Source organism: Burkholderia sp. SJZ089, assembly GCF_007828315.1.
GTDB classification, from domain to species: Bacteria; Pseudomonadota; Gammaproteobacteria; order Burkholderiales; family Burkholderiaceae; genus Burkholderia; species Burkholderia gladioli.
The window spans coordinates 1-20,546 of sequence record NZ_VIUM01000031.1; the positions used below are offsets into that span (position 1 = coordinate 1).

Here is a 20,546-nt window from a genome sequence, read left to right on the forward strand (position 1 = left end):
TGCAACAAGGCCGAATACATAGCTGCAACCCATCCTGTCGAAGTCGGAACACCCGAAAACTTGCGCAAAGGGACGCGTTCATACATGGCCTCTTAGCGACGTGGCGCGGGTGCGCTGCTGGCGTTTTGGTCTGGGTGCTTGTCGGCGGGGTTGCCGGCGTCCTCGGCGTCGAGTTCGAACTGGTAGCCCACGCCGTAGATCGAGCGGATGAAGTCGCGCTCGGGGCGTACCGCCTGCAGCTTGCGGCGCAGGTTCTTCACATGGCTGTCGACGGTGCGGTCGGTAACCACGCGATGGTCGTCGTAGAGCCGCCGCAGCAGGAAATCCCGCGAATAGATGCGGCCCGGGTTGGCCACCAGCAGCGCCAGGAGGCGCAGCTCGACCGGCGTCAGGTGCAGGTTGCGGCCGTCGAGCCGCGCCACGTGATGCTCGGGGTCGATCTCGAACGGCGCCGCGCCGCCGTCGGCCGCGTTTGCCTCATGGCCCGCCTCGCCTTTGCCCTTTCTCTCGGCCTGCTCGATCCGGCGCAGGATCGCCTTGACGCGCGCCACCACCTCGCGCGGGCTGAAGGGCTTGCAGACATAGTCGTCGGCGCCGAGCTCGAGGCCGAGCAGGCGGTCGATCTCGTCGACGCGCGCGGTCAGGATGATTACCGGGATGGTCGAGAAGCCGCGCAGTTCGCGGCATATGTCGAGGCCGCCGCGCCCGGGCAGCATCAGGTCGAGCAGCACCAGCGAGGGCGCGTGAGCGCGCACGTGGGGCACCACCTCGCGGCCGTCGGCGACGATCGCGGTGGCGTAACCGTCTGCGTGCAGGTAGTCGGCCAGCAGGGCCGAGAGCTTGGGTTCGTCCTCGACGATCAGGATGGAGGGTCCAGGGCGATCAGGGTTCATGGTCCGGCTCGAGCAGGGGAAACAGCATCATGATCCAGAGGCCGCCGAGCGGCGAGCGGCGCGCCGCGATGCTGCCGCCATGCGCCTCGACGATGTGCTTGCAGAGCGCCAGGCCCAGGCCCGAGCCGCCGCTCTGGCGACTGCGCGAGACGTCGACGCGGAACAGCCGCTCGAACACCTGGCCGAGCATCGGCTCGGGCACGCCAGGGTGGGAGTCGAGCACGTCGAGCTGCACGTGCCGGCCGCTGGCGCTGACCGCCACCCGCACGCTGCCGCCGGCATCGGTGTAGCGCAGCGCATTCTCGAGCAGGTTCTGCAGCAGTTGCGCGAGCCGGTGCGGGTCGCCCGAGACCAGCACCGGGCCGGCCGGGATCCGCGTCTCCAGCGCGATGCGCTTGGCGCCGAGCCGGTCGACGAAGGACTCGGCGGCGATCTCGGCCACCCGCGCCAGGTCCACCGCGATCATCTCGAACGAGAGTGCGCCGATATCGGCCAGCGAGAGCTCGTGCAGGTCGTCGATCAGCTTGCTCAGCAGCGCGATCTCGGCCTGCAGCGAGGCGAAGGTGCCGGCGTCGGGGCGCCGCACGCCGTCCTCGAGCGCCTCGATCTCGCCGCGCAGCACGGCCAGCGGCGTGCGCAGCTCGTGCGAGATGTCGGCGATGAAGTTGCGCCGCGCGCGCTCGGCGGCGGCCAGCGATTCGGCCAGCCGGTTGAAGTCGCCCGCCAGCTGGCTCAGCTCGTCGCTGCCGCGCTCGGGCACGCGCACCGCGTACTGGCCTTCGGCGAGCCGGTGGGTGGCGCGCACGATGCGTCGCACCGGCGCCAGGATCAGCCGCGCCAGCACCATCGAGACCAGGGCCGAGAGCACCGCCGCCGCGATCACGATCACCCAGGTGGCGCGCGACTGCTGCATCTGGAAGCGCTGGTCGGCTGCGTAGAACGGACCGCCGGGGCGCGCCACCGAGAGCCAGCCGACCAGCTTGCCGCCTGAGCTCAGCGCATGCAGCGGCGTGCCGGGCGGCGGCGGGTAGCCGGCGATGCGGTGGCGCCCGGCGTCGTAGAGCGCGATCGGCGGCGGATGATGGAAGCCGGGCGGGTGCTCGCGCCAGCCGTCTCGGGGGCTCGGGCCCGGGTAGGGCGGTGGCGTGGAGGAGGCCGGATCGGTGCTGGTGTCGGCGCGCTTGCTTGCCTGGATGCGAGGCGAGGCGGCCGGCGTCGAGGCCGCGCCTCCCGCGGTGCCGGTCGAAGCCGCTGCGTCGGCGGCTTCGCGCGAGGCAGGGCTCGGGCCGTCGAAGCCGGCCGGCGCGCTGCCGGGCGGCTCGTCGGCCCAGGGCTCCCGGCCCCAGCCGCGGCCGTCGCGGCGGTCGCCATCGCCGCCGCCCGGCGGCCCGAACCTGCCCTCGCCCCAGCGCGGGCCGCGATAGGCGCCGGACGGCTGGTCCCAGCCCCAGCCCTCGGGGCCCGTCGCCTCGTGCGGGAAGATCGGCGTGACCGAGCGCACGAAGCCGATCCAGGCACCGGGCCGATCGGTGACGAAGGCCCAACTGCCGTGCTCGGCGTACTCGCGTTCGAGCGCCTTGGTCACGCGCGTGATTTCCTCGTCGTTGCGGCCCACCAGGTAGTGGCCGAAGCCGCTCTCGAAGCTGTAGCGCATCGCCGCGCCCATCGCCACGGCGACGGCCACGCAGGTCGCGAGGATCGCGAGGAACAGCTTGGAGGTGATGCCGACTTTCATGCGCAGCGGTGGTGTCGAGCAGGGCGGGGCTGGAAGGTCCGGCGCCGGCCGGTTGCGGGGCTTACTCGGGGCCGGATGCGGGGCCGGATGCAGGGCCGAGGCGGCGGTCAACTGCGGATTGTCCCGGTTTTGCGGCGGCCCGCGTGCCGGCGCGGGCGGATTTCATATTTTCTCCTCATTTCCCCCATTTTTGATGCGCATTCTGTGCTTAGTCTCAGGGGCCATCGTGCATCGCCCCGCCCGCGATGCGCCCCGGCGGCGCGGGCCGGTGGCGCCTCGCGCACGCACCGACGTCAACCACGGATCGCCCATGAGCATCAACATCCTCGTCATCGAACCGAACGAAGCCCAGCGTGACGCGCTGCGCAGCCATTTCAGCAAGCACCGGATGGAGATGTCGGTCTGGTATTCGAGCGCCACCCTGGTCGAACGCGTCGAGCGCGAGCAGCCCACCGCGATCGTGATGCGCGCCGGGCCCGGTTATCCCGATACCTATGCCTCGCTGCGCCAGTTGCGCGCGGCCGGCTACGAGATGCCGGTGGTGATGATCGGCGAGGCGCCCGATGTCAGCGACAAGGTGCTCGCGCTCGAATTCGGCGCCGACGATTTCCTCGCCGAGCCGCTCAACCTGCTGGAGCTGTCCACCCGCATCCGCACCATCGTGCAGCGCCCGGTGGGCCCGGCGCTCGGCGTGATGCAGGTGCCGCGCCCGCGCATGCTGGGCGCGATCGAGATCGACTTCGCCGCGCGCCGCGCCCGCAAGCACGGCCGCGATCTTGGCATGCGCCCCAGCGAATTCGCGCTGCTCAAGGCCTTCGTCAGCCATCCGCTGCAGGTGCTGTCGCGCGCGACCCTGCTGCAACTGCTGCAGGTCGGCGACGAATCGCGCTCGGAGCGCGGCCTCGACGTGCTGGTGTTCCGGCTGCGCGCGCTGATCGAGGACGATCCCGACCGGCCCCGGCATATCCAGACCATGCGCGGGCGCGGTTACATCTTCGTGCCGCCGGCCGAGGAGCCGGCGGCGGTGGCCGCCTGAGACAGCGGAGCGCCGGAGCGCCGGAGCGCCCGAATTTGCCGCCGAAACCGGCCTCGAACGTTTCGACCCCATCCCGAGCAGGCCCCGAGCCTGTCGTTTTTCGCCGTCGCCGGATTTTTTTCAGCCGGTGCCGCCCCCTTTTTCATCGATTCCTCAGACAGGCGCGGTTTCAAGCGGGGCGGCCCTGCCCGGCCCGGCGGCCCGCCGCGCCGGGCGTCTCGTTTGGAAGCGCGGCACTAGCGGGGGACTTGCGCGGGCGCGGCGAATCGCCGTATCTTTACATCGTCCAATGTAATCAATTCGGCGCGCGATCGATCCGCGAGCCGGGCGAGGTGCCCGGCGAACCCGCGAACCGCGCGTGCCGCCAAGGAGCATCGACGATGCCTCATCCGTCAGCAGCCGCCGTCGCGGCCGACATCATGCCCGTGCGCCGGGACCTGCGCTTCCCGCTCGCGATCGAGCGCGCCAAGGACTGGCACGGCCAGGGCCCGGCCGTCACGCACTTCTTCAACGCGCTGTCGCTGCTGTTCCCGGCCGGCGAGCGCTTCTTCATGGATTCGGTGCGCAACTACCGCGACCGCATCGACGATCCGGTGCTCAAGCAACAGGTGCTGGGCTTCATCGGCCAGGAGGCGATGCACACGCGCGAGCACGTCGAGTACAACGAGGCGCTGCAGGCAAACCGGCTGCCGGCGCGCAAGCTCGACCAGCGCGTCTGGAAGGTGCTGGGCTGGATGAAGCGCGTGATGCCGCATTCGATGCAGCTCGCCCACACGGTGGCGGCCGAGCACTACACCGCCATGCTGGCCGGGCTGCTGCTCGACGACCCGTCCCGCATGAACGGCGCCGAGGAGGGCTACAAGCAGATGTGGCTGTGGCACGCGCTGGAGGAAACCGAGCACAAGGCGGTGTCCTTCGACGTCTGGAACGCGGTGATGGAGCCGGGCGCGAAGCGCTACCTGTTGCGCGTGGGCACCTACCTGATGACCACGCTGACCTTCTGGCCGACCGTGTTCCTGATCCACACGCGGCTGATCCGCTCGGATCGCCAGGCCGACCACCGCGTGCGCGGCATGTGGCGCGTGATCAAGTTCCTCTACGGGCCGCGCCACGGCGTGTTTCCGCGCATCGCGCGCGAATGGCTCGATTTCTTCCGGCCCGGTTTCCATCCCTGGGATCACGACAACCGGCGCCATCTGGCAATGATGTCGCAGATCGTCGCCGCCAACGAGGCGCGGCAGGCCGATTGGGTTGAGCCGCAGGTCTCGGCGGTGCGCAGGCGGCTCGGCGCGGCCTGAGGGCGGCGGGGGCGGCGGCCCGAACCCCATCGAAACGACAGCAAGACGGCACGAGGATGAAGCCGGGCACGACCCGGCAGGCAGGCAAGGCGGCGGCGCGATGCGTCGCCGCTTTTTTTTGCGCGGGCCGATGACGTCGCGACGGCGTGATGACCGCGCGCCGCCGCATCTTTCGATGGCGATTCCTCTGACTTTTTGCTGCGAACGCCGCGCCGATCGGCGCGGCGTTCGCGCCAGGCCAGCGCGGCAGCGGTACCGCCGGAAGGGCTTGCCGGGCCACGCCGGCGACCAATCGGCGGCTGTCCCCGCCGCCGCGACCGCAACTTCCTATCATCGGGCCCTTGCAATCATCCGGGAATGGACTAATCTTGTTAGTCAATTCACTTTGAGACTAACGGCCATGTCTCGACCCGCACCGACCCCGCTACCGGATTCGCATCCGGTGCCCGAAGCGACCCCGGCGCAGATGTCCGCCGCCGGCCTGCGTGCGTTCTTCAACATCGCGCGCGACTGGGACCTGTCGACCGAGCAGCAGATCGTCCTGCTCGGCTCGCCGGGCCGCTCGACCTTCTTCAAATGGAAGAACGCGCCGCAGGCGGCGCGCCTGCCGCGCGACACGCTGGAGCGCCTGTCGCTGATGCTCGGCATCTACAAGGCGCTGCAGATCCTGCTGCCGCCCGAGGCGGCCGACGGCTGGCTCAAGCGCAGCAACAGCGCCGCGCCCTTCAACGGCGGCCGCGCGCTGGACCGCATGCTGGCCGGCAACGTCAGCGACCTGGTGGCGGTGCGCCAGTATCTCGACGCGGTGCGGGGGGGCTGGGCGTGAGCGCGGCCGATCGCTCGACCCGCTGGCCCGTCACCACGCTCGACTGGGCGCCCGCCTACCGGGTGATTCCCACCCGCTTTCCCGCCATCAACCTGTTCGACCGGGTGGCCTCGCCCGAGGATTTCGACGCGCTCTACGCGCTCGAGGCGATGACCAACGACCGGGTGCGCGCCGAACTCGGCCAGCTCGAGCTGGTGCCGACGGCGGAGCGCCGCTACGGCCCCGGCTACGGGCCGATCATGGCGGCCTTCACGCACCTGAATCCGCAGGGCAGCCGTTTCTCCGACGGCAGCTACGGCGTGTTCTACTGCGCGCGCTCGCGCGCCACCGCGATCGCCGAGACGCGCCATCACACCGGCCTGTTCCTGGCCGCCACGCGCGAGAAGCCGATGCGCCAGCAGATGCGGCTCTATACCGTGGCCGCGCAGGGCGAGGTGGCCGACATCCGCGCCTGGCCCGAGCGCGACCCGGCCCTGCTCGACGCGCTCGACTATTCGGCGGGGCAGGCCTTCGGGCGCATGGTGCGCGGCGCCGGTTTCGCGGGCCTGGCCTATCCCTCGGTGCGCGATCGCGGCGGCGAGTGCCTGGCCGCGTTCCGCACCACCTTGCTGCGCGACTGCCATCACGCCGCCTACCTCGAATACAACTGGAACGGCTCGGCCGTCGACGTGGTGTTCGAGCTGAACCAGGTCGGCTGAGGCCGGCCGCGTATTCCCTAGTATTCCCGCGTTCTCCGGAGATACCGATGTCGAGTCTGCCGATGCTGTTTCGCAATCGTCCGCGCATGTGGGTCGCGCTGCTGGTGGGGATGGTGGCCGCGGCCCTGCTGCCGGCCGTGCACAGCCGTTTCGCGCGCATGCTGATCGGCTGGGACGTGACGGTGTGGTTCTATCTGGCGCTGATGTGGTGGCAGATGACGCGCGCGCATTACGACAAGGTGCGGGAGATCGCGATGCGCGAGGACGAAAGCGCCACCACCGTGCTGACCATCATCTGCCTGGCGACGGTGGCGAGCGTGGCCGCGATCGCGGTGGAGCTGGCCAGCGCCAAGAGCGTGGGCCTGCGCGCCGGCATCGAGCATTACGCGGTGACGGGCGCGACGCTGTTCGGCGCCTGGTTCCTGATCCCGACCATCTTCACCCTGCATTACGCGCGGCTCTATTATCAGTCGCCGCCCGAGGCGCGCGCGCTGCAGTTTCCCGATCGCGAGCTCGAGCCCGATTACTGGGACTTCCTCTACTTCTCGTTCACCATCGCGGTCGCCTCGCAGACCTCGGACGTGATGCTGAACAATCGCTCGATCCGGCGCGCGGGCCTCGCGCAGTCGATCCTCTCGTTCTACTTCAACATGGCGGTGCTGGGCCTGTCGATCAACGTGGCGGCCGGGCTGCTGGGCTAGGCGCGGTGCATGCCCGCTCCGCGCCCGGTATCGCCGTGCCTCAGCCGACCATCGCGTAGGGGCCGCCGCGTTCCAGTGCGCGCTGGTAGGTGGGCCGCGCGTGGATGCGCTCCAGGAAGGCGCGGATCGCCGGCAGTTGCGCGAGCGTGTCGGCGCGCGAGGCCGCCGCTTCCAGCGGAAAGCTCATCTGCACGTCGGCGGCGCTGAAGCTGTCGCCGACGAACCAGCCGGTCTCGCGCAGCGCCGCGTCGACGTAGCCGAGATGGAGCTTCAACTGCGGATCGACGAAGCTCGATTGCAGGGTCGACGAGATCTTGCGCGCGATCGGCCTGGCGAAGAACGGCATCGGCGCCTGCGCGATGCGCAGCGCCACCAGCTTGAGCAGCAGCGGCGGCATCGCCGAGCCTTCCGCGTAGTGCAGCCAGTAGGTATAGCGCAGCCGCTGCGGCGTGCCCGGCGGCGGCGCGAAACGGCCCTCGCCGTAGCGCTCGACCAGATACTCGATGATCGCGCCCGACTCGGCCAGCGTGAAGCCTTCGTCGGTGAGCACCGGCGACTTGCCGAGCGGATGGATGGCGCGCAGCTCGGGCGGCGCGAGCATGGTCTTGGGATCGCGCTCGTAGCGCTTGAGTTCGTAGGGAACGCCGAGTTCTTCTAGCAGCCAGAGCACGCGCTGCGAGCGCGAGTTGTTCAGGTGGTGGACGATCAGCATGAGCCTGTGGGATGGGGGCGCCTCGCACGCAGGGCGTGCCGCTCGCGATGGCGACGGGCGAGCGGACCGGAACGGGGCCGGCCGGGTTATGCTCGCGCTGGCGGGCGGGTGACGGCCCGCGTTCCAGATCCAGACGAGAGAGACCTTGCCGATGCCGATTCCGATGACCCGGGTGATTCTATACACGCACGACGTGCGCCAGTTGAAGTGTTTCTACCAAACGTATTTCGCGCTGCCGCTGCGCGAGGAGATCGAAGGGGAATGGGTGGTGCTCGACGCGGGCGGTATCGAGCTCGCCCTGCATCATGTCGGCGAGGCGTATAGGAGCCCGCCCGGGGAAGGCGCGGCACGCTCGGGAACGGGTTCCAACGCGAAATTCGTGTTCCAGGTCGAAGCGGGCATCGAGGCCTTGCACGACAGTTTGCTGCAGGCCGGCGTGCCGATGCGCGGCATCAAGCGCTACGACGGTTTTCCCTATCGCCTTTGCGACGGCACGGACCCGGAAGGCAACGTGTTCCAGTTGATGCAGGCCGATGCGGCAGGTGCCGCCACGAGCTGAACGCTGGCCTCGATCGTTTCGGGTTCCTGTCGAATCGCGTGCACCGTCGAGCGACATGCAATGCGCTCGGCGCGCGCGGCAGGTGCATCGAGCACCAGCCTTGCGCGACGCTGCCTGGGCACGGTGCGCAAGGGTCAAGACGCATTTAAAAGCGGAGTCCGACACTCGCACGCGCTCGCTATTCGGCGCATACTGCTTGCTCCTGCTGCCCGGCACGTCGCTTGCAGTGCCGGCCATGCCTCCCTAAAGGAGCGCATCACATGTCCGACTGTCCGCACGACCCTTACGCACACCGCTACACGCATTGCCTGCCGTTCGGCGCCCAACCCTGCAGCGCCTCCGCCGCCACGCTTCGTACCCACTTCCGCCTGTGGGCGCCCGCCAGCGCCGAGGTGCGCCTCGAATTCGGCATCGACGGCGCGGCGGAACCCGCCATCGAGATGGCGCCGGCCGGCAACGGCTGGTTCGAGACCTTCGCCGAATGCGGCCCCGGCGCGCGCTACCGCTACCGGCTCGACGACACGCTGCTGATTCCCGACCCGGCCTCGCGCTCGCAGCCCGAGGGCATCGGCGGCGCGAGCGAGGTGATCGATCCGCGCGCCTTCGAGTGGCGCAACACCTTCTGGCGCGGCCGGCCCTGGGAGGAGATCGCGTTGTACGCGATCCGTCCCGGCGCGCTCGGCGGCTACGATGCCGTGCGCCAGCGCCTGCCGCAGCTCGCGCGGCTCGGCGTGACCGCCATCGAGTTGCTGGCCTCGCCCGATGCCACGCACGACAGCCTGCCGTTCGCGCCGGTGGCCGCCTACGGCGGCCCCAACGCGCTCAAGGCGCTGATCGACGCGGCGCATGGCCTGGGCCTCGCGGTGCTGCTCGATCTCGACTACGCGCGCTTCGGTGCCGGCAACGAAGCCTTGCGGCGCTACGCGGTGCCGTTCTTCCAGCTGCGCGACGATCCCCAGCAGGCGCCGCTCGCGCTGGAGCATCCCGAAGTCTGCGATTTCTTCTGCGACAACGCGCTCTACTGGATCGAGGAGTATCGCTGCGACGGGCTGCGCCTGCGCGAGGCGGACCGGATCAGCAACGCGGGCTTGCGCGAGATCGCCGATCGCGTGCGCGGGGCCGTCTCGTCCGATCGCCTCGTGCACTTCGTGCTCGGCAGCGAGCGCCATCCCTCGCACCTGGCCGATACCCATTTCGACGCGCAATGGAACGAATGCGGCGAGCGCGCGCTGCATCGCCTGACCGGGCGCGCCGCGCATCCGTATCGCGAGGCGATCTCGACGCGCCAGACCATCCACACGCTGGCCCGCGCGCTGACGGCCGGCGGCTCGGCCTACCAGCGCGTCGGCGACGAACGCGGCGGCAACGACATCACGCTGCCGATCACCTCGCTGGTGTTGTCCGACGGCGCTCGTCGACCGACGGCCGCCACGCGCGAGGCGGGGCTGGCGGCGCTCGCGCTGTCGCTGCTGACGCCGCAGATCCCGCTGGTGTTCGCCGAGGCCGCGCCCGACGCGGCCAGCGAGCGTTTCGTGCAATCGGCGCTGGCGGTGCGCGCCAAGCTGATCGCGCCGCGCCTGCTCGATTCGCGGCCGCAATCGGCCGAGTTGCTGAGGCTGGCCGATGGCGTCGAGGCCGATGCGCTGCTGGCGGTCTGGCGGCTCGGCGACGGCGAATTGCTCAGTCTCGCGCTGAACCTGTCGCCTGATCCGCTGACGCTCGCGCATGTGCCCAAGGGCACCATCGTGTTCGAGACGCCGGCGCGCTCGCGCGATCGCGTGCTGTTCGGCGAGTTGCCGCCTTATGCGCTGGTCGCCTGGGTGACGGGCGACGTCAATCGTTATGCGCTCTCGCATGACGCGCGCTTCTATCCTCGCGAGGGTGCCGCGGCGTTCAACGCCTGAGCGGCGTTTCTCCCTGTCGCGCGGTGTTGCCGGGTCGGCGGCGCCGCGCGCATTCCCTCTCTCAGAACACCCCGAAACCACGAATACCCGCGACGCCATGCGCACCGTGGGCGCGCGCGTCCGGCAGGTCCTCGCGCGTCATGCCGCCGAGCGCGTAGATGGCGGGGCGCGCTGGCAGCGCCGCCGCGGATTCGATGGCGGGCCCCGCCTGCGCGATGCATTGCGCGAAGCCCTGCCAGCCGAGCGCCAGCGTGCCGGGATGGGTGAGGGTGGGCTTGACCGGCGAGAGCGTGACGAGATCGACGTCGATCTGCTGCGCTTGCCGCAAGGACGTCGCATCGTGGCAGGCCGCCGACAACAGCACCATAGGCGCCACCGGCCTCGACGAGGTGGCGAATAGCGCGGCCTCGCTCAAATGCACCCCATCGGCACCGAGCGCGAGTGCGGCGGCCGGCGTGATCGCGCCGTTGCAGATCACGCGTGCGCCCGCTGCATGCGCGAGCTCGATCACGCGCGCGGCGAGCGCGGCATAGGCGCCTGCATCGAGGCTTTTCACGCGCAATTGCAGCAACGCGATGCCGCTCGCGAAGGCGGCTTCGAGCCGCGCCACGAACGCGTCGAGCGCATCGCCCGAGGCGGATGCGGGCTCCGGCGTGATCAGGTAGACGGCCGGCAGCGCGGGACGCGCCGCGGTCTCAGAGCTTGACATGCTGGCTCAGGAAATCGAGGAAGCCCTGCACGCGCCCGGTCAGCGCGGCGTGGCGATAGTAGACGGCATTGATCGGCTGCCGATAGTCGCTCATCAGCTCGCCGAGCAGTGGGACCAGGCGCCCCGCCGCGATATCGGCGGCGCTCATGAAATCGGACAGGCAGACGATGCCGAGCCCGCCGAGCGCGAGATGGCGCAGCGTCTCGCCGCTCGAGGCGGTGTGGGCCGGCTCGATGACGAGGCCCTCGCCGTCGGGCTGGCCGCCCGCGCCGCGCCGGCGCAGCGGCCAGCGGTTGAGGGTTTCGATGTCGCTGAAACCGAGCAGCTTGTGCCGCTTCAGGTCGGCGACGCTGCGCGGCGTGCCGTGCTCGGCCAGGTAGGCGGGGCTGGCCAGGATGTGCAGCGGGCAGGCGCCGAGCGCTCGCGCATGCAGCGTCGAATCGGGCAGCGTGCCGATCCGGATCGCGATGTCGATGCGCTGCTCGATCAGGTCGACGAAACGTTCGTTGTTGGTCAGTTCGAGCTGAATGTCGGGATAGCGCGCGGTGAAGGCGGGCAGGTTCGGCACGATCGCGTGCAGCATGAAGGGCGTGGCGGCGTCCACGCGCAGCCGCCCGGCCGGCTTCACGCGGCCCAGCGACACGGCCGTCTCGGCCTCTTCCACCGATTGCAGGATGTCGCGCGCGCGTGAGCAGCAGTTCGCCCTCGTCGGTCAACTGCGAGCTGCGCGTGGTCCGACGCAGCAGCGTGACGCCGAGCTTGCGCTCCAGCCGGTTCAGCGCGCGGCTCACGCCCGACACGGTCTGGCCGAGCTGCTCGGCGGCGGCGGTAATCGAACCGCTGTCGATGATCGCGACGAAGGTCTGCAATTCCTCGGTCGAGGTCTTCATTTTTGATCCTGATTCAAGAATGACTTGAGCCTAACACGGTTTTTGCGAGGCCCGATCGCGCTCACACTGGCTGCATTCACGAATCGATACAGGGAGTGCGACATGAAGATTTTCGTCACGGGCGCAGGTGGTTTCATCGGCGGCTCGATCGCCGCTGGATTGGCTGGCGACGGGCACCAGGTGGTCGGGCTGGTGCGCCGCGAGGAGCAGGCCGAGGAACTGCGCGCGATCGGCGTCGAGCCGCGGCTCGGTTCGCTCGACGATCGCGCGCTGCTGGTGCGCGAGGCCCAGGCGGCCGATGCGGTGATCAACGCGGCCGATAGCGACCATCGCGGCGCGGTCGAGGCGCTGATCGAAGGGCTGAGCGGTTCGGGCAAGGTGCTGCTGCATACCAGCGGCTCGAGCATCGTCGGCGACGCCTCGGGCGGCGAGGGCAGCGAGACGATCTATCACGAGGACAAGCTGCCCGAGCCGACCGCCGACAAGGCCGCGCGCGTGGCGATCGACAATCTCGTGCTGGACGCTTCGCGGCAAGGCATTCGTCCCGCCGTGCTGTGCAATACGCTGATCTACGGCCATGGCCTGGGGCTGCCGCGCGAGAGCGTGCAACTGCCGCGCCTGATCCGCCAGGCGCGCAAGAGCGGCGTGGTGCGCCACGTCGGCCCGGGCCGCAACATCTGGTCGAACGTGCATATCGACGACGTGGTCGAGGTCTATCGGCTCGCGCTGCAACGCACGCCGGCCGAAGGCATCTTCTACTTCGTCGAGAACGGCGAGGCGGCATTCCGCGACATGTCGGCCGCGATCGCCAGGGCGATGGGCCTGGGCGCGGCGCAGGACTGGCCGCTGAAGGACGCCGAGGCGGAATGGGGCTACGAGATGGCGAACTACGGCCTGGGCTCGAACAGCCGCGTGCGCGGCGAACGCGCCAAGCGCCTGCTCGGCTGGCAGCCGAAGCACGCCTCGGTGCTCGACTGGATCGCCGCCGACATGCGGCACGAGCGCGCCTGAGGCGGCGCGCCGATCCGGCGCGTGACGGCGGCGCAAGCCGGCCCGCGCGCGATGGCCTCGGGGCCGTCGCGCGCGGGCGTTTTTGTTTTGGGGAGAGAAAACGGCGGCGAGGGAGGGTGCCGCCGCCGTCGCGCTTACTCGTCGGCTTCCTTCAGCGCCTTCGGGTAGACGCGCACCAGCACGATGCGCGGCCCGTTCATCTTCTTCACCACCACGTCGAAGCTGTCGAAGGACACGCGCTGGCCCTCGGTCGGCAGGTCGCTGAGCGCCTGGATCACCAGGCCGCCGACCGATTCGGCGCGGCCCTCGTCGATGTCGATGCCCAGCGCCTGCTCGAGCGACACCACCGGCAGGCTGCCCTTGCCCATCAGCGTGCCGTCGTCCAGGCGCGCCCAGTCGGCGTCGCCCTGGCGGAACTCGTCGTGGATCTGGCCGACCAGCGCGCCGAGCAGGTTGTCGAGCGTGAGGAAGCCGATCGGCTTCTCGTGCTTGTTGCCGACCAGGGCGAAGTGCGGCGCGCCCTTGCGGAAGCGCCGGAACAGCTCGAGCGCGGGCGTGTCGGGCCGCACGTACTGGACCGGGCGCACGTAGTCGGACAGGTCCTCCAGCGCGGCGCCGGCATGGCGCGCCAGCAGCAGGTCCTTCAGGTGGATCAGGCCCGTCACCTGCTCGCGCGAGGCGTCGGTAAACAGCGGGTAGCGGCTGAAGCGATGGCGCGCCACCACCTCCATGTTGTCGGGCAGCGGCAGGTCGCGGCGCAGGCCGATCATCTCGTTGGCCGGGCGCATCAGGTCCGATACCGTCATCGAGGAGAAGTCGAGCGAATGCGCCAGCGTGTTCCACTCGTCGTTGCTGTAGGTGGCCACCGGCGCCTTGGCGCCGGCCGCGTTGCGGCGGCTGCGCAGGATCAGCTTCAGCTCGTCGGTCGAATAATGCGAATCGCCGCCGTGCTCGGCGGACAGGCCGACGATGCGCAGCACCGCGTTGGCGCTGCTGTTCAGCACCCAGATCGCCGGGTACATCATCCAGTAGAAGGCATAGAGCGGCAGCGCCAGCCACAGGCCGACCTGCTCGGGCTGGCGGATCGCCATCGATTTCGGCGCGAGCTCGCCCACCACGATGTGCAGGAAGGAAATCACCGAGAACGCGAACACCAGCGAGATCGCGTGCACCAGTTGCGGCGATTCGATGCCCAGCGCGTCGAGCAGCGGCGAGAGGATCTCGGCGAAGGCGGGCTCGCCGATCCAGCCGAGGCCGAGCGAGGCCAGCGTGATGCCGAGCTGGCAGGCGGACAGGTAGGCGTCGAGGCGCGCATGGACGATGCGCAGGATGCGGCCGCGTAGGCCGTGCTGACGGGCCAGCGTCTTGACGCGCGTGGCGCGCAGCTTGACGAGACCGAATTCGGCGGCCACGAAGAACCCGTTCAGGGCCACCAGCAACAACGCGCCGATCAGCGCGATGATCTGTATCAACGAAACGACTCCGGGAATAAAGGAAGCGTCAGTATAGAGGCGGAAAGGCGCACGTAAAGTTCGTGCGCCGGAAAAAAGCTCATGCGCTGGCCTTGCGCGGCAGCGTCAGGGTGCTGCGTGCCGCGCTGCCGGCGGCGAGTTCCGGTGCCGTGAAGCTGCCGCCGTGGGCGAGCGCCACGCGTTGGCACAGCGCGATCGCCCAGGGCGGGCGGCGGCCGTCGCGCTCCAGCAGCGCTTCGCGGCGCGCGCCGGGATCGAGCGCGTGCGGCAGCGAGGCGTCGACGATCGCGTCCGGCTCGGCGACGAAGGCCAGCTCGAAGCCGACGTTGTCGGCCGAGTGCAGCGCATCGCAGGCGAGCGTGACGGTCGAGCCCGGCGCGGCCGCCTCGATCGCGAACACCGCGAGCGTCCACAGCGCCTGCGCGAGCCGTTCGGGATCGGCCAGCACGGTGGCTTCGCGCGCGCCTTCGAGATGGATCTCGAGGCGGGTGCCGCGGGCGTCGGCGAGCGCGGCGCGGGCCAGCGCGGCCACCTCGTCGAGCAGCTCGGCGAGTACCACCGGGGCCGGCGCGATCGCCAGCGCGCGCGTATCGGCGCGCGGCGCGTCGAGCGCGCTCTCGATCAGCCGGGTCTGCTGCTCGATGCCGGTGCGGATGCCGCTCAGCGCGCGTTGCAGGGACGCGTCGCCGGCCGGCAACTGGCGCTCCAGCACATAGGCCCAGCTATGCATGGCGTTGAGCGGGCTGCGCAGATCGTGCGACGCGACGGACAGCGCCTGGTCGCGCGAGAACAGCGCGGCCTCGGCGGCGTAACGGGCGGCGCGCTCGCGCAGCAGCTCGGTGCGGGGATCGGCGGGGGAGAGGGTCACGAGGGCGGTGCTGAGATGACGGAATCCACATTATAGGGACCGGACCGGGGCGCGTCGCGCCGACTTCGAGGGCGAATGCGCGCCGATGCGCGATGTTGCGAATCGATCGGCGCCTATTGATCGGGACCGGCCGCCCGCAGCATGCCGCCGATTTTCCTGGTTTCGCGCGGTTTCGGCGTGATCGCGGCCCCGCGCCGGCCGTCAGGCCGGCACGCCGTCCTCGCGCGCGGCGGCGCGGTTCGGCAGCAACTGACAGACCAGCAGCCCGGCCAGCATCAGCGCGCAGCCGAGCAGGACGCGCAGGCTCAGCGTCTCGCCCAGCGCGGCCCAGCCGGCCAGCGCGGCGAACACGCCTTCCATGCTGAAGATCACGGCCGCGTGGGCGGGCGCGGCGTCGCGCTGCGCCACCACCTGCAGCGTATAGGCGACGCCGACCGACAGCAGGCCGCCGTAGAGCAGGGTCGGCAGCGCGCGCGCCAGGGTGTTGGCATCGAGCGTCTCGACGCCGAGGCCGATCGCGCCGCACAGCAGCCCGCAGACCAGGAACTGCTGGAAGGCCAGCACCAGCGGATCGTGGCGGCGCGCGAAATAACCGACCGCGATCACGTGGATCGAGATCAGGATCGCACCGACCAGCTGGAAACCGTCGCCGTACATCACGCTGAAGTGCTCGTCGACGCTGAGGAAGTACAGGCCGATCGCGGCCAGCGTGGCGCCCAGCCAGGTGCCGGTGCCGGCGCGATGGCGCAGCAGCACGCCGATCAGCGGCACCAGCACCACGTAGAGCGAACTGATGAAGCCGGCATTGGCGATCCTGGTGTATTGCAGGCCGATCTGCTGCAGCGAGATCGAGGCGGCCAGCAGCAGGCCGAGCAACAGGCCCGGCAGCAGCCCGGCCGGCCGTTGCGCGAGCGCGGCGATCTCGCGGCGCGCGCACTGGCGCGTCAGCAGCAGCGGCACCAGCGCCAGCGCGCCGAGCAGGAAACGCAGCCCGGTGTAGAGGAAGGGCCCGATCACCGACAGGCTGAGCCGCTGGGCGACGAAGGCCGAGCCCCAGATGACGGCGGCGGCCAGCATCAGCAGGTTCGCGCGGAGGTGGAGGCGGGCGACGGGCGTCATCGGCGAGGGGATTCGAAAAGGCGCAAAAGGAGAGAGTTTATGCCGAAGCGGCCAGGCTGGCGGTGAAACGCCGCAGCGTGTCGGCCGAGCGCGGCTCGCGCACGCGCGAGTAGAGCACCACCTGCGAGATGGGCAGCGCCGGCAGGCCGAAGCGCGCGCCGACCTCCACCAGCCCGCGCGGCGCCACCCGGCGCGCCAGCGGGCAGACCGCCAGGCCCGCGGCGGCGGCGGCGGCCACGGCCGCCACGCCGCCGCCCGTGAAGCGCTCGCGCCAGGCGATGCCGGCCCGCTCGAGCGCGCGCAGCGCGGCGGCGCGCACGCCGCAGGGGCCGGCCAGCACCGACAGCGGCAGCGGTTCGCCGGCGCGCGGCGCCCAGTCGGGCGCGGCCAGCCAGCTCAAGGCCTCGCTGAACAGCGGCACGGCATCCTCGCGCGGCGGGTCCTCGCCGGGCTCGTGGCGCACCACGGCCGCGTCGAAGCGGCGTTCGTCGTAGTCGGCCAGCAGCCGGGCCGAGGAGCCCAGGTGCATCTCCAGCGACAGCGAGGGATCGTGCCGGTGCAGGCTGGTCAGCAGCGCGGGCAGGTCCGGCACCGCCACGTGCTCGCTGACGCCGATCGACAGCCGACGCGGCTCGGCGGCCACCGTGCCGAGCGCGCGCTGATGCGCGTCGAGCAGCTCGCGCGCGGCCGGCAGGAAGGCCTCGCCGTCGACGGCGAGCCGCACCACGCGCGGCGTTCGCTCCAGCAGGGCGCGGCCCAGATGCGCCTCGAGGCGCTTGATCTTGAGGCTGACGGCCGATTGCGTGGTGTCGAGCGCGTCGGCGGCGCGCGTGAAACTGGCCAGCTCGGCGACCAGCACGAAGGCGCGGACGGCATCGAGATCGAGTGGTTTCATTTCAAATGAAAATGGATGATATATCTGGTGATGTCTGTTGATTATAGATGGGCCTGTCTATGCTGGGAGACATCGATGGGAAACACCCGTTTCCCCTTCAACCGCCAGGAGCCCGTCATGCCCTTCACCCGTATCGCCGTTCGCGAAGGCCGTTCCGTCGAGGATCGCCGCGCCTTGTCCGCCGGCGTCCATCGCGCCCTGCAGCGCGCCTTCAACGTGCCCGAGGACGACATCTTCATGCTCGTCACGCAACACGCCGCCGAGGACTTCATCTTCGGGCGCCACTACCTCGGCATCGAGCGCAGCGACGACCTGGTGATGCTGCAGATCACCGTCAGCGATACGCGCACGCGCGAGCAGAAACGCGAGCTGTATCGGCTGATCGTCGAGGAACTGGGCGCCTCGCCGGGCGTGCGTCCCGAGGACGTGCTGATCAGCCTGGTCGAGGTCAAGCTCGACGACTGGTCGTTCGGGATGGGCCTCGCGCAGTACGCGAACTGAGCGCCGGCGGCGCGTCGGGCGCCGCGTTCCCGGTCAGGCCGTGCCGTGTACCATGCTCGTCATCGACAGCCGTCGACGGCGCGCATGGGCGCGACGGGCAGGCTGGCGAGCGGAGGCCTCATGACGCGTGTGCTGGAAATCGTGCTTGCCCTGCCCTTGCCGTCAGGCGGGGTGACCGCCGGGCGCCGCCGCGGCACCGCGCGCGCGGTGCGCGACTTCGGCGCGGAACTGGTTCGTGCCTGGCGGATCTGCCCGCCGGTGCGGATGAAGCGCGGGCACGAAAGCATCGCGATCACCCCGCTGGCGCTGGCCGAGGCGCTGCCGCACGCGTCGCGCTGGCGTGCCTGGCGCGAGACGGGGCAGGCCGGCGAGCGGTGGGTGGCGGTGCACTCGACGCCGTTCGCGCCGGGCGTCGCGATACGCGAGACGCTGCCCGACGAGACGCAGGATACCGAGGCGGCCGCGAGCGACGGCTCGCTGGCCGCCGAGCTGCGGCGCGTCTTGCGCGAGGGGAGCGTGCCTGCCCATGCGATGGGGGCCGGCGCGGATCATGCGGAATCCGAAGCAAGCGAGCGGCCGACGCAAACGCCGGCCGCCGATGCATTCGGCTTCGATTGCGAGCGCCGGCGCGGCCGCTGGCAGCGCGAGGATCGCGTGCCGGTCGACCTCACGCTCGACGACCTGGGCTGGCGCGGCGAGCAGGGCGCCGGCCGCGCCTGCGAGCTGCGGCTGGCGGTGGAATATGTCGACGACGATGCCGGCCGGGAACTGGCCTTGCGATCGCTGTTCGATGCGGCGCGCGAACTGAGCGGCGCCTGGCCCGCCTTCCTGAAGCCGGCTTCGCTGCTCGACCTCGCCTGCGCGGGCGTGCCGCCCGATGCCGAGCGCGGCCCGGTGCGCGCCGATCCCGTCGACCTGGCGGGCATGCGCCGGCAGCGCGAGGCCCTGTTCGCGTTCGGCGCGAACGTGGTCGCGCAATGGCTCGGCAACGACGCCGGCGTGCGCGACAGCAGCGATCCCGAATATGTCCACCAGATGCGCATCGCGCTGCGCCGGCTGCGCACGCTGATGCGGCTGTTCCGCGATTACGCCGACGAGGCCTATCGCGAGGCCTTCGCGGCCGATCTCTCCTGGTTCGGCGCACAGCTCGGCGTGGTGCGCGACTGGGATGTCTGCGTCAGCGAAACGCTGCCGCGCCTGGCCGAGGCCGATACCGATGTCGCCGGCGCGCCGGCCTGGGCCGCCACGCTGGAGGCGGCGGCGCGCCAGCGCGACGTGGCGCGCGGCGAGCTGCGGCAGGCCTTGGGTTCCTCGCGTTACGCGCGGCTGGTGCTGGGCTGGGTCGAATGGTTGTGCCTGCTGTCGCTGCGCGGCGAGCAGGCCGCCACGCGGCGCCAGCGCCGCTCGCTAAGGCGCCATGCCGCCCGGCGCGTCGACAAGCTGTTCGCACGCGTCTACGGCGCGCCGGACCTGGCCACGCTCGATGCCGCCGAGCGCCACCGCGTGCGGATCGACGCGAAACGGCTGCGCTACGCGCTCGAATTCTTCGCCTCGATCGCTTCGCAGGACACGCGCCGCAAGCTGATCAAGCGGGTCTCGGAGGTGCAGGGCACGCTGGGCGACGCCAACGATGTCGAGGTTGCGTTGCGTCACCTGGAGCGCCTCGCCGCGCCGCCCGAGCAACTCGGCTTCGCGCGCGGCTACGGCGCGGCCGCGCAGCATTACGCGACGATCGTGGCCGAGGCGCAACTGCGCAAGCTGCGGCGCCCCAAGCTGCGCGGCTAGCGCGCGGAGGCGAACGTCGGCACTGGGTGCTGAGCGAGGCGAGGCCGCCGTGCGCGAGCCGCTGTCACGGAGCCGATTGCAGTGGGATCGCGAGGATGGCTCAGATGCTGCGGAAGGCGGGCGGCCGGGAGGAGGAAGAGGCCGCGCCGGGGCGCGAGGCCGGCCGATAGTTCGGGTTGGCCTTCCAGCGGGCGCGCACATAGGGGCGCTCGTGGCCCGACACCTTCAGCGCGACCTCGGTGACCCAGCGCTGCGAGGGCACCGGGATGCCGTGCAGGGTGATGGTGACGATCGCGAGGCTGGCCACCACGGCCGGCACCGACCAGCGATGCGGCTCGGCGCGCCAGGCGATCAGCACGAAGGACAGCGCGGCCAGCGCGCCGACCACGCAGCCGGTGATCGATTCGGAAGGCGAATGCGCCGAGAGCACCACGCGCGAGAACGAGACCGCCACCCCCAGCGCCAGGCCGGCCGCCACGCCGGCCGCGCGCAAGGCAGGATGGGCGCGCGTCATCGCGATCATCATCGCGACCGGGTAGACCGAGCTCGACAGCATCGAATGGCCGCTGAAGCCGGTGAAATCCCAGGCGCGGATGCCGATGCCCCAGCCGAGGAAGGCGATCTTGGTCAGCCCGACCGCGGCCACCGCGACGCCGAGCACGGCCAGCCAGGTCAGCGCGAGACGCGCCGAGTAGCCGAGCGCGAGCCAGATCGCGAGCGTGGCGGCGAGGGGGAGCGTGATGCCGGCACTACCGAAGTAGGTGATCCAGTTCCATAGTTGAAGCGGTAGGTCGTACATCGAGAAACGGCGGCGAGATGAAGTGGAAAGAGGCGGAACGCGGGCCGTGAGGCGGACGGCGACTGCCCAGTATAACGGGGTCCATCCCGGCGCTACACGATCCGGCCCCCGGTCAAGCGGCTGAAACAATGTTAT

Annotated in this window: 19 protein-coding genes and 1 pseudogene; 10 read left to right on the plus strand and 10 right to left on the minus strand. The window is 70.5% G+C overall.

The window, feature by feature from the left end; genetic code table 11:
• Positions 1–92 precede the first annotated feature (92 nt).
• Together FB600_RS34830 and FB600_RS34835 are read right to left on the minus strand one after the other, a co-directional pair.
• Positions 93–893 (minus strand): response regulator, encoded by an 801-nt coding sequence (locus FB600_RS34830; RefSeq protein ID WP_145758123.1) that lies wholly within the window; start codon positions 891–893, stop codon positions 93–95.
• Positions 883–2,628 carry an ATP-binding protein gene (locus tag FB600_RS34835; protein ID WP_261383539.1) on the minus strand — a complete coding sequence of 582 codons (1,746 nt, stop codon included), beginning with the start codon at positions 2,626–2,628 and terminating at the stop codon, positions 883–885. Before FB600_RS34835 ends, FB600_RS34830 begins: the two co-directional genes overlap by 11 nt.
• Before the next feature lie 310 nt (positions 2,629–2,938).
• Between FB600_RS34835 and FB600_RS34840 the strand changes: the two genes are divergently transcribed.
• The 5 genes from FB600_RS34840 (at position 2,939) to FB600_RS34860 (ending at position 7,187) form a co-directional block, all read left to right on the plus strand.
• The gene (locus FB600_RS34840; protein ID WP_013690926.1) at positions 2,939–3,664 is read left to right on the plus strand and encodes a response regulator transcription factor; all 726 of its coding nucleotides are present in this window, start codon (positions 2,939–2,941) and stop codon (positions 3,662–3,664) included.
• Positions 3,665–4,044: 380 nt separating this feature from the next.
• Positions 4,045–4,962: a metal-dependent hydrolase gene (locus FB600_RS34845; protein WP_025101175.1), complete on the plus strand. Its 918-nt coding sequence runs from the start codon at positions 4,045–4,047 to the stop codon at positions 4,960–4,962.
• A gap of 400 nt (positions 4,963–5,362) precedes the next feature.
• Positions 5,363–5,788: an MbcA/ParS/Xre antitoxin family protein gene (locus FB600_RS34850; protein WP_013690924.1), complete on the plus strand. Its 426-nt coding sequence runs from the start codon at positions 5,363–5,365 to the stop codon at positions 5,786–5,788.
• On the plus strand, positions 5,785–6,486 hold the full coding sequence (locus FB600_RS34855) for an RES family NAD+ phosphorylase (protein ID WP_145758124.1): 702 nt from the start codon (positions 5,785–5,787) through the stop codon (positions 6,484–6,486). The genes FB600_RS34850 and FB600_RS34855 overlap by 4 nt, the downstream gene beginning before the upstream one ends.
• Before the next feature lie 47 nt (positions 6,487–6,533).
• Entirely contained in the window at positions 6,534–7,187 is a 654-nt protein-coding gene (locus FB600_RS34860) for a DUF1345 domain-containing protein (RefSeq protein ID WP_036036930.1), read from the plus strand.
• A 40-nt stretch (positions 7,188–7,227) separates the two neighbouring features.
• Here FB600_RS34860 and FB600_RS34865 read toward each other — a convergent pair whose 3' ends face one another.
• Positions 7,228–7,899 carry a glutathione S-transferase family protein gene (locus FB600_RS34865; protein WP_145758125.1) on the minus strand — a complete coding sequence of 224 codons (672 nt, stop codon included), beginning with the start codon at positions 7,897–7,899 and terminating at the stop codon, positions 7,228–7,230.
• A gap of 151 nt (positions 7,900–8,050) precedes the next feature.
• On the opposite strand from FB600_RS34865, the gene FB600_RS34870 reads away from it, so the two are divergent.
• Together FB600_RS34870 and FB600_RS34875 are read left to right on the plus strand one after the other, a co-directional pair.
• A complete protein-coding gene (locus tag FB600_RS34870; protein WP_098183325.1) occupies positions 8,051–8,458 on the plus strand; it encodes a VOC family protein in 408 nt (135 codons plus the stop codon).
• A gap of 260 nt (positions 8,459–8,718) precedes the next feature.
• Positions 8,719–10,362: a DUF3459 domain-containing protein gene (locus FB600_RS34875; protein ID WP_098152896.1), complete on the plus strand. Its 1,644-nt coding sequence runs from the start codon at positions 8,719–8,721 to the stop codon at positions 10,360–10,362.
• 61 nt (positions 10,363–10,423) lie between these two features.
• Here the strand turns inward: FB600_RS34875 and FB600_RS34880 are convergent, their stop codons facing one another.
• Positions 10,424–11,071 carry a thiamine phosphate synthase gene (locus FB600_RS34880; RefSeq protein WP_145758126.1) on the minus strand — a complete coding sequence of 216 codons (648 nt, stop codon included), beginning with the start codon at positions 11,069–11,071 and terminating at the stop codon, positions 10,424–10,426.
• A pseudogene (locus FB600_RS34885) lies at positions 11,058–11,961 on the minus strand (LysR substrate-binding domain-containing protein). Before FB600_RS34885 ends, FB600_RS34880 begins: the two are co-directional and overlap by 14 nt.
• A gap of 102 nt (positions 11,962–12,063) precedes the next feature.
• On the opposite strand from FB600_RS34885, the gene FB600_RS34890 reads away from it, so the two are divergent.
• Positions 12,064–12,972, plus strand: coding sequence for an NAD-dependent epimerase/dehydratase family protein (locus FB600_RS34890; protein WP_145758127.1), 909 nt, complete (start codon positions 12,064–12,066; stop codon positions 12,970–12,972).
• A 134-nt stretch (positions 12,973–13,106) separates the two neighbouring features.
• Here FB600_RS34890 and FB600_RS34895 read toward each other — a convergent pair whose 3' ends face one another.
• The 4 genes from FB600_RS34895 to FB600_RS34910 form a co-directional block, all read right to left on the minus strand.
• On the minus strand, positions 13,107–14,444 hold the full coding sequence (locus tag FB600_RS34895) for a hemolysin family protein (RefSeq protein ID WP_036036947.1): 1,338 nt from the start codon (positions 14,442–14,444) through the stop codon (positions 13,107–13,109).
• Positions 14,445–14,523: 79 nt separating this feature from the next.
• Positions 14,524–15,312: a sensor histidine kinase gene (locus FB600_RS34900; RefSeq protein WP_098152890.1), complete on the minus strand. Its 789-nt coding sequence runs from the start codon at positions 15,310–15,312 to the stop codon at positions 14,524–14,526.
• Positions 15,313–15,513: 201 nt separating this feature from the next.
• Positions 15,514–16,431, minus strand: coding sequence for a DMT family transporter (locus FB600_RS34905; protein WP_145758128.1), 918 nt, complete (start codon positions 16,429–16,431; stop codon positions 15,514–15,516).
• A 37-nt stretch (positions 16,432–16,468) separates the two neighbouring features.
• Entirely contained in the window at positions 16,469–17,326 is an 858-nt protein-coding gene (locus tag FB600_RS34910; protein ID WP_025100622.1) for a LysR family transcriptional regulator, read from the minus strand.
• 117 nt (positions 17,327–17,443) lie between these two features.
• Here FB600_RS34910 and FB600_RS34915 point away from each other — a divergent pair, with 117 nt between their 5' ends.
• Both FB600_RS34915 and FB600_RS34920 read left to right on the plus strand, forming a co-directional pair.
• A complete protein-coding gene (locus FB600_RS34915) occupies positions 17,444–17,827 on the plus strand; it encodes a tautomerase family protein (protein WP_013690911.1) in 384 nt (127 codons plus the stop codon).
• A 120-nt stretch (positions 17,828–17,947) separates the two neighbouring features.
• Positions 17,948–19,612, plus strand: coding sequence for a CHAD domain-containing protein (locus FB600_RS34920; protein ID WP_145758129.1), 1,665 nt, complete (start codon positions 17,948–17,950; stop codon positions 19,610–19,612).
• 100 nt (positions 19,613–19,712) lie between these two features.
• Here FB600_RS34920 and FB600_RS34925 read toward each other — a convergent pair whose 3' ends face one another.
• Positions 19,713–20,411 (minus strand): phosphatase PAP2 family protein, encoded by a 699-nt coding sequence (locus FB600_RS34925; protein ID WP_036055724.1) that lies wholly within the window; start codon positions 20,409–20,411, stop codon positions 19,713–19,715.
• Between the last annotated feature and the right edge of the window lie 135 nt (positions 20,412–20,546).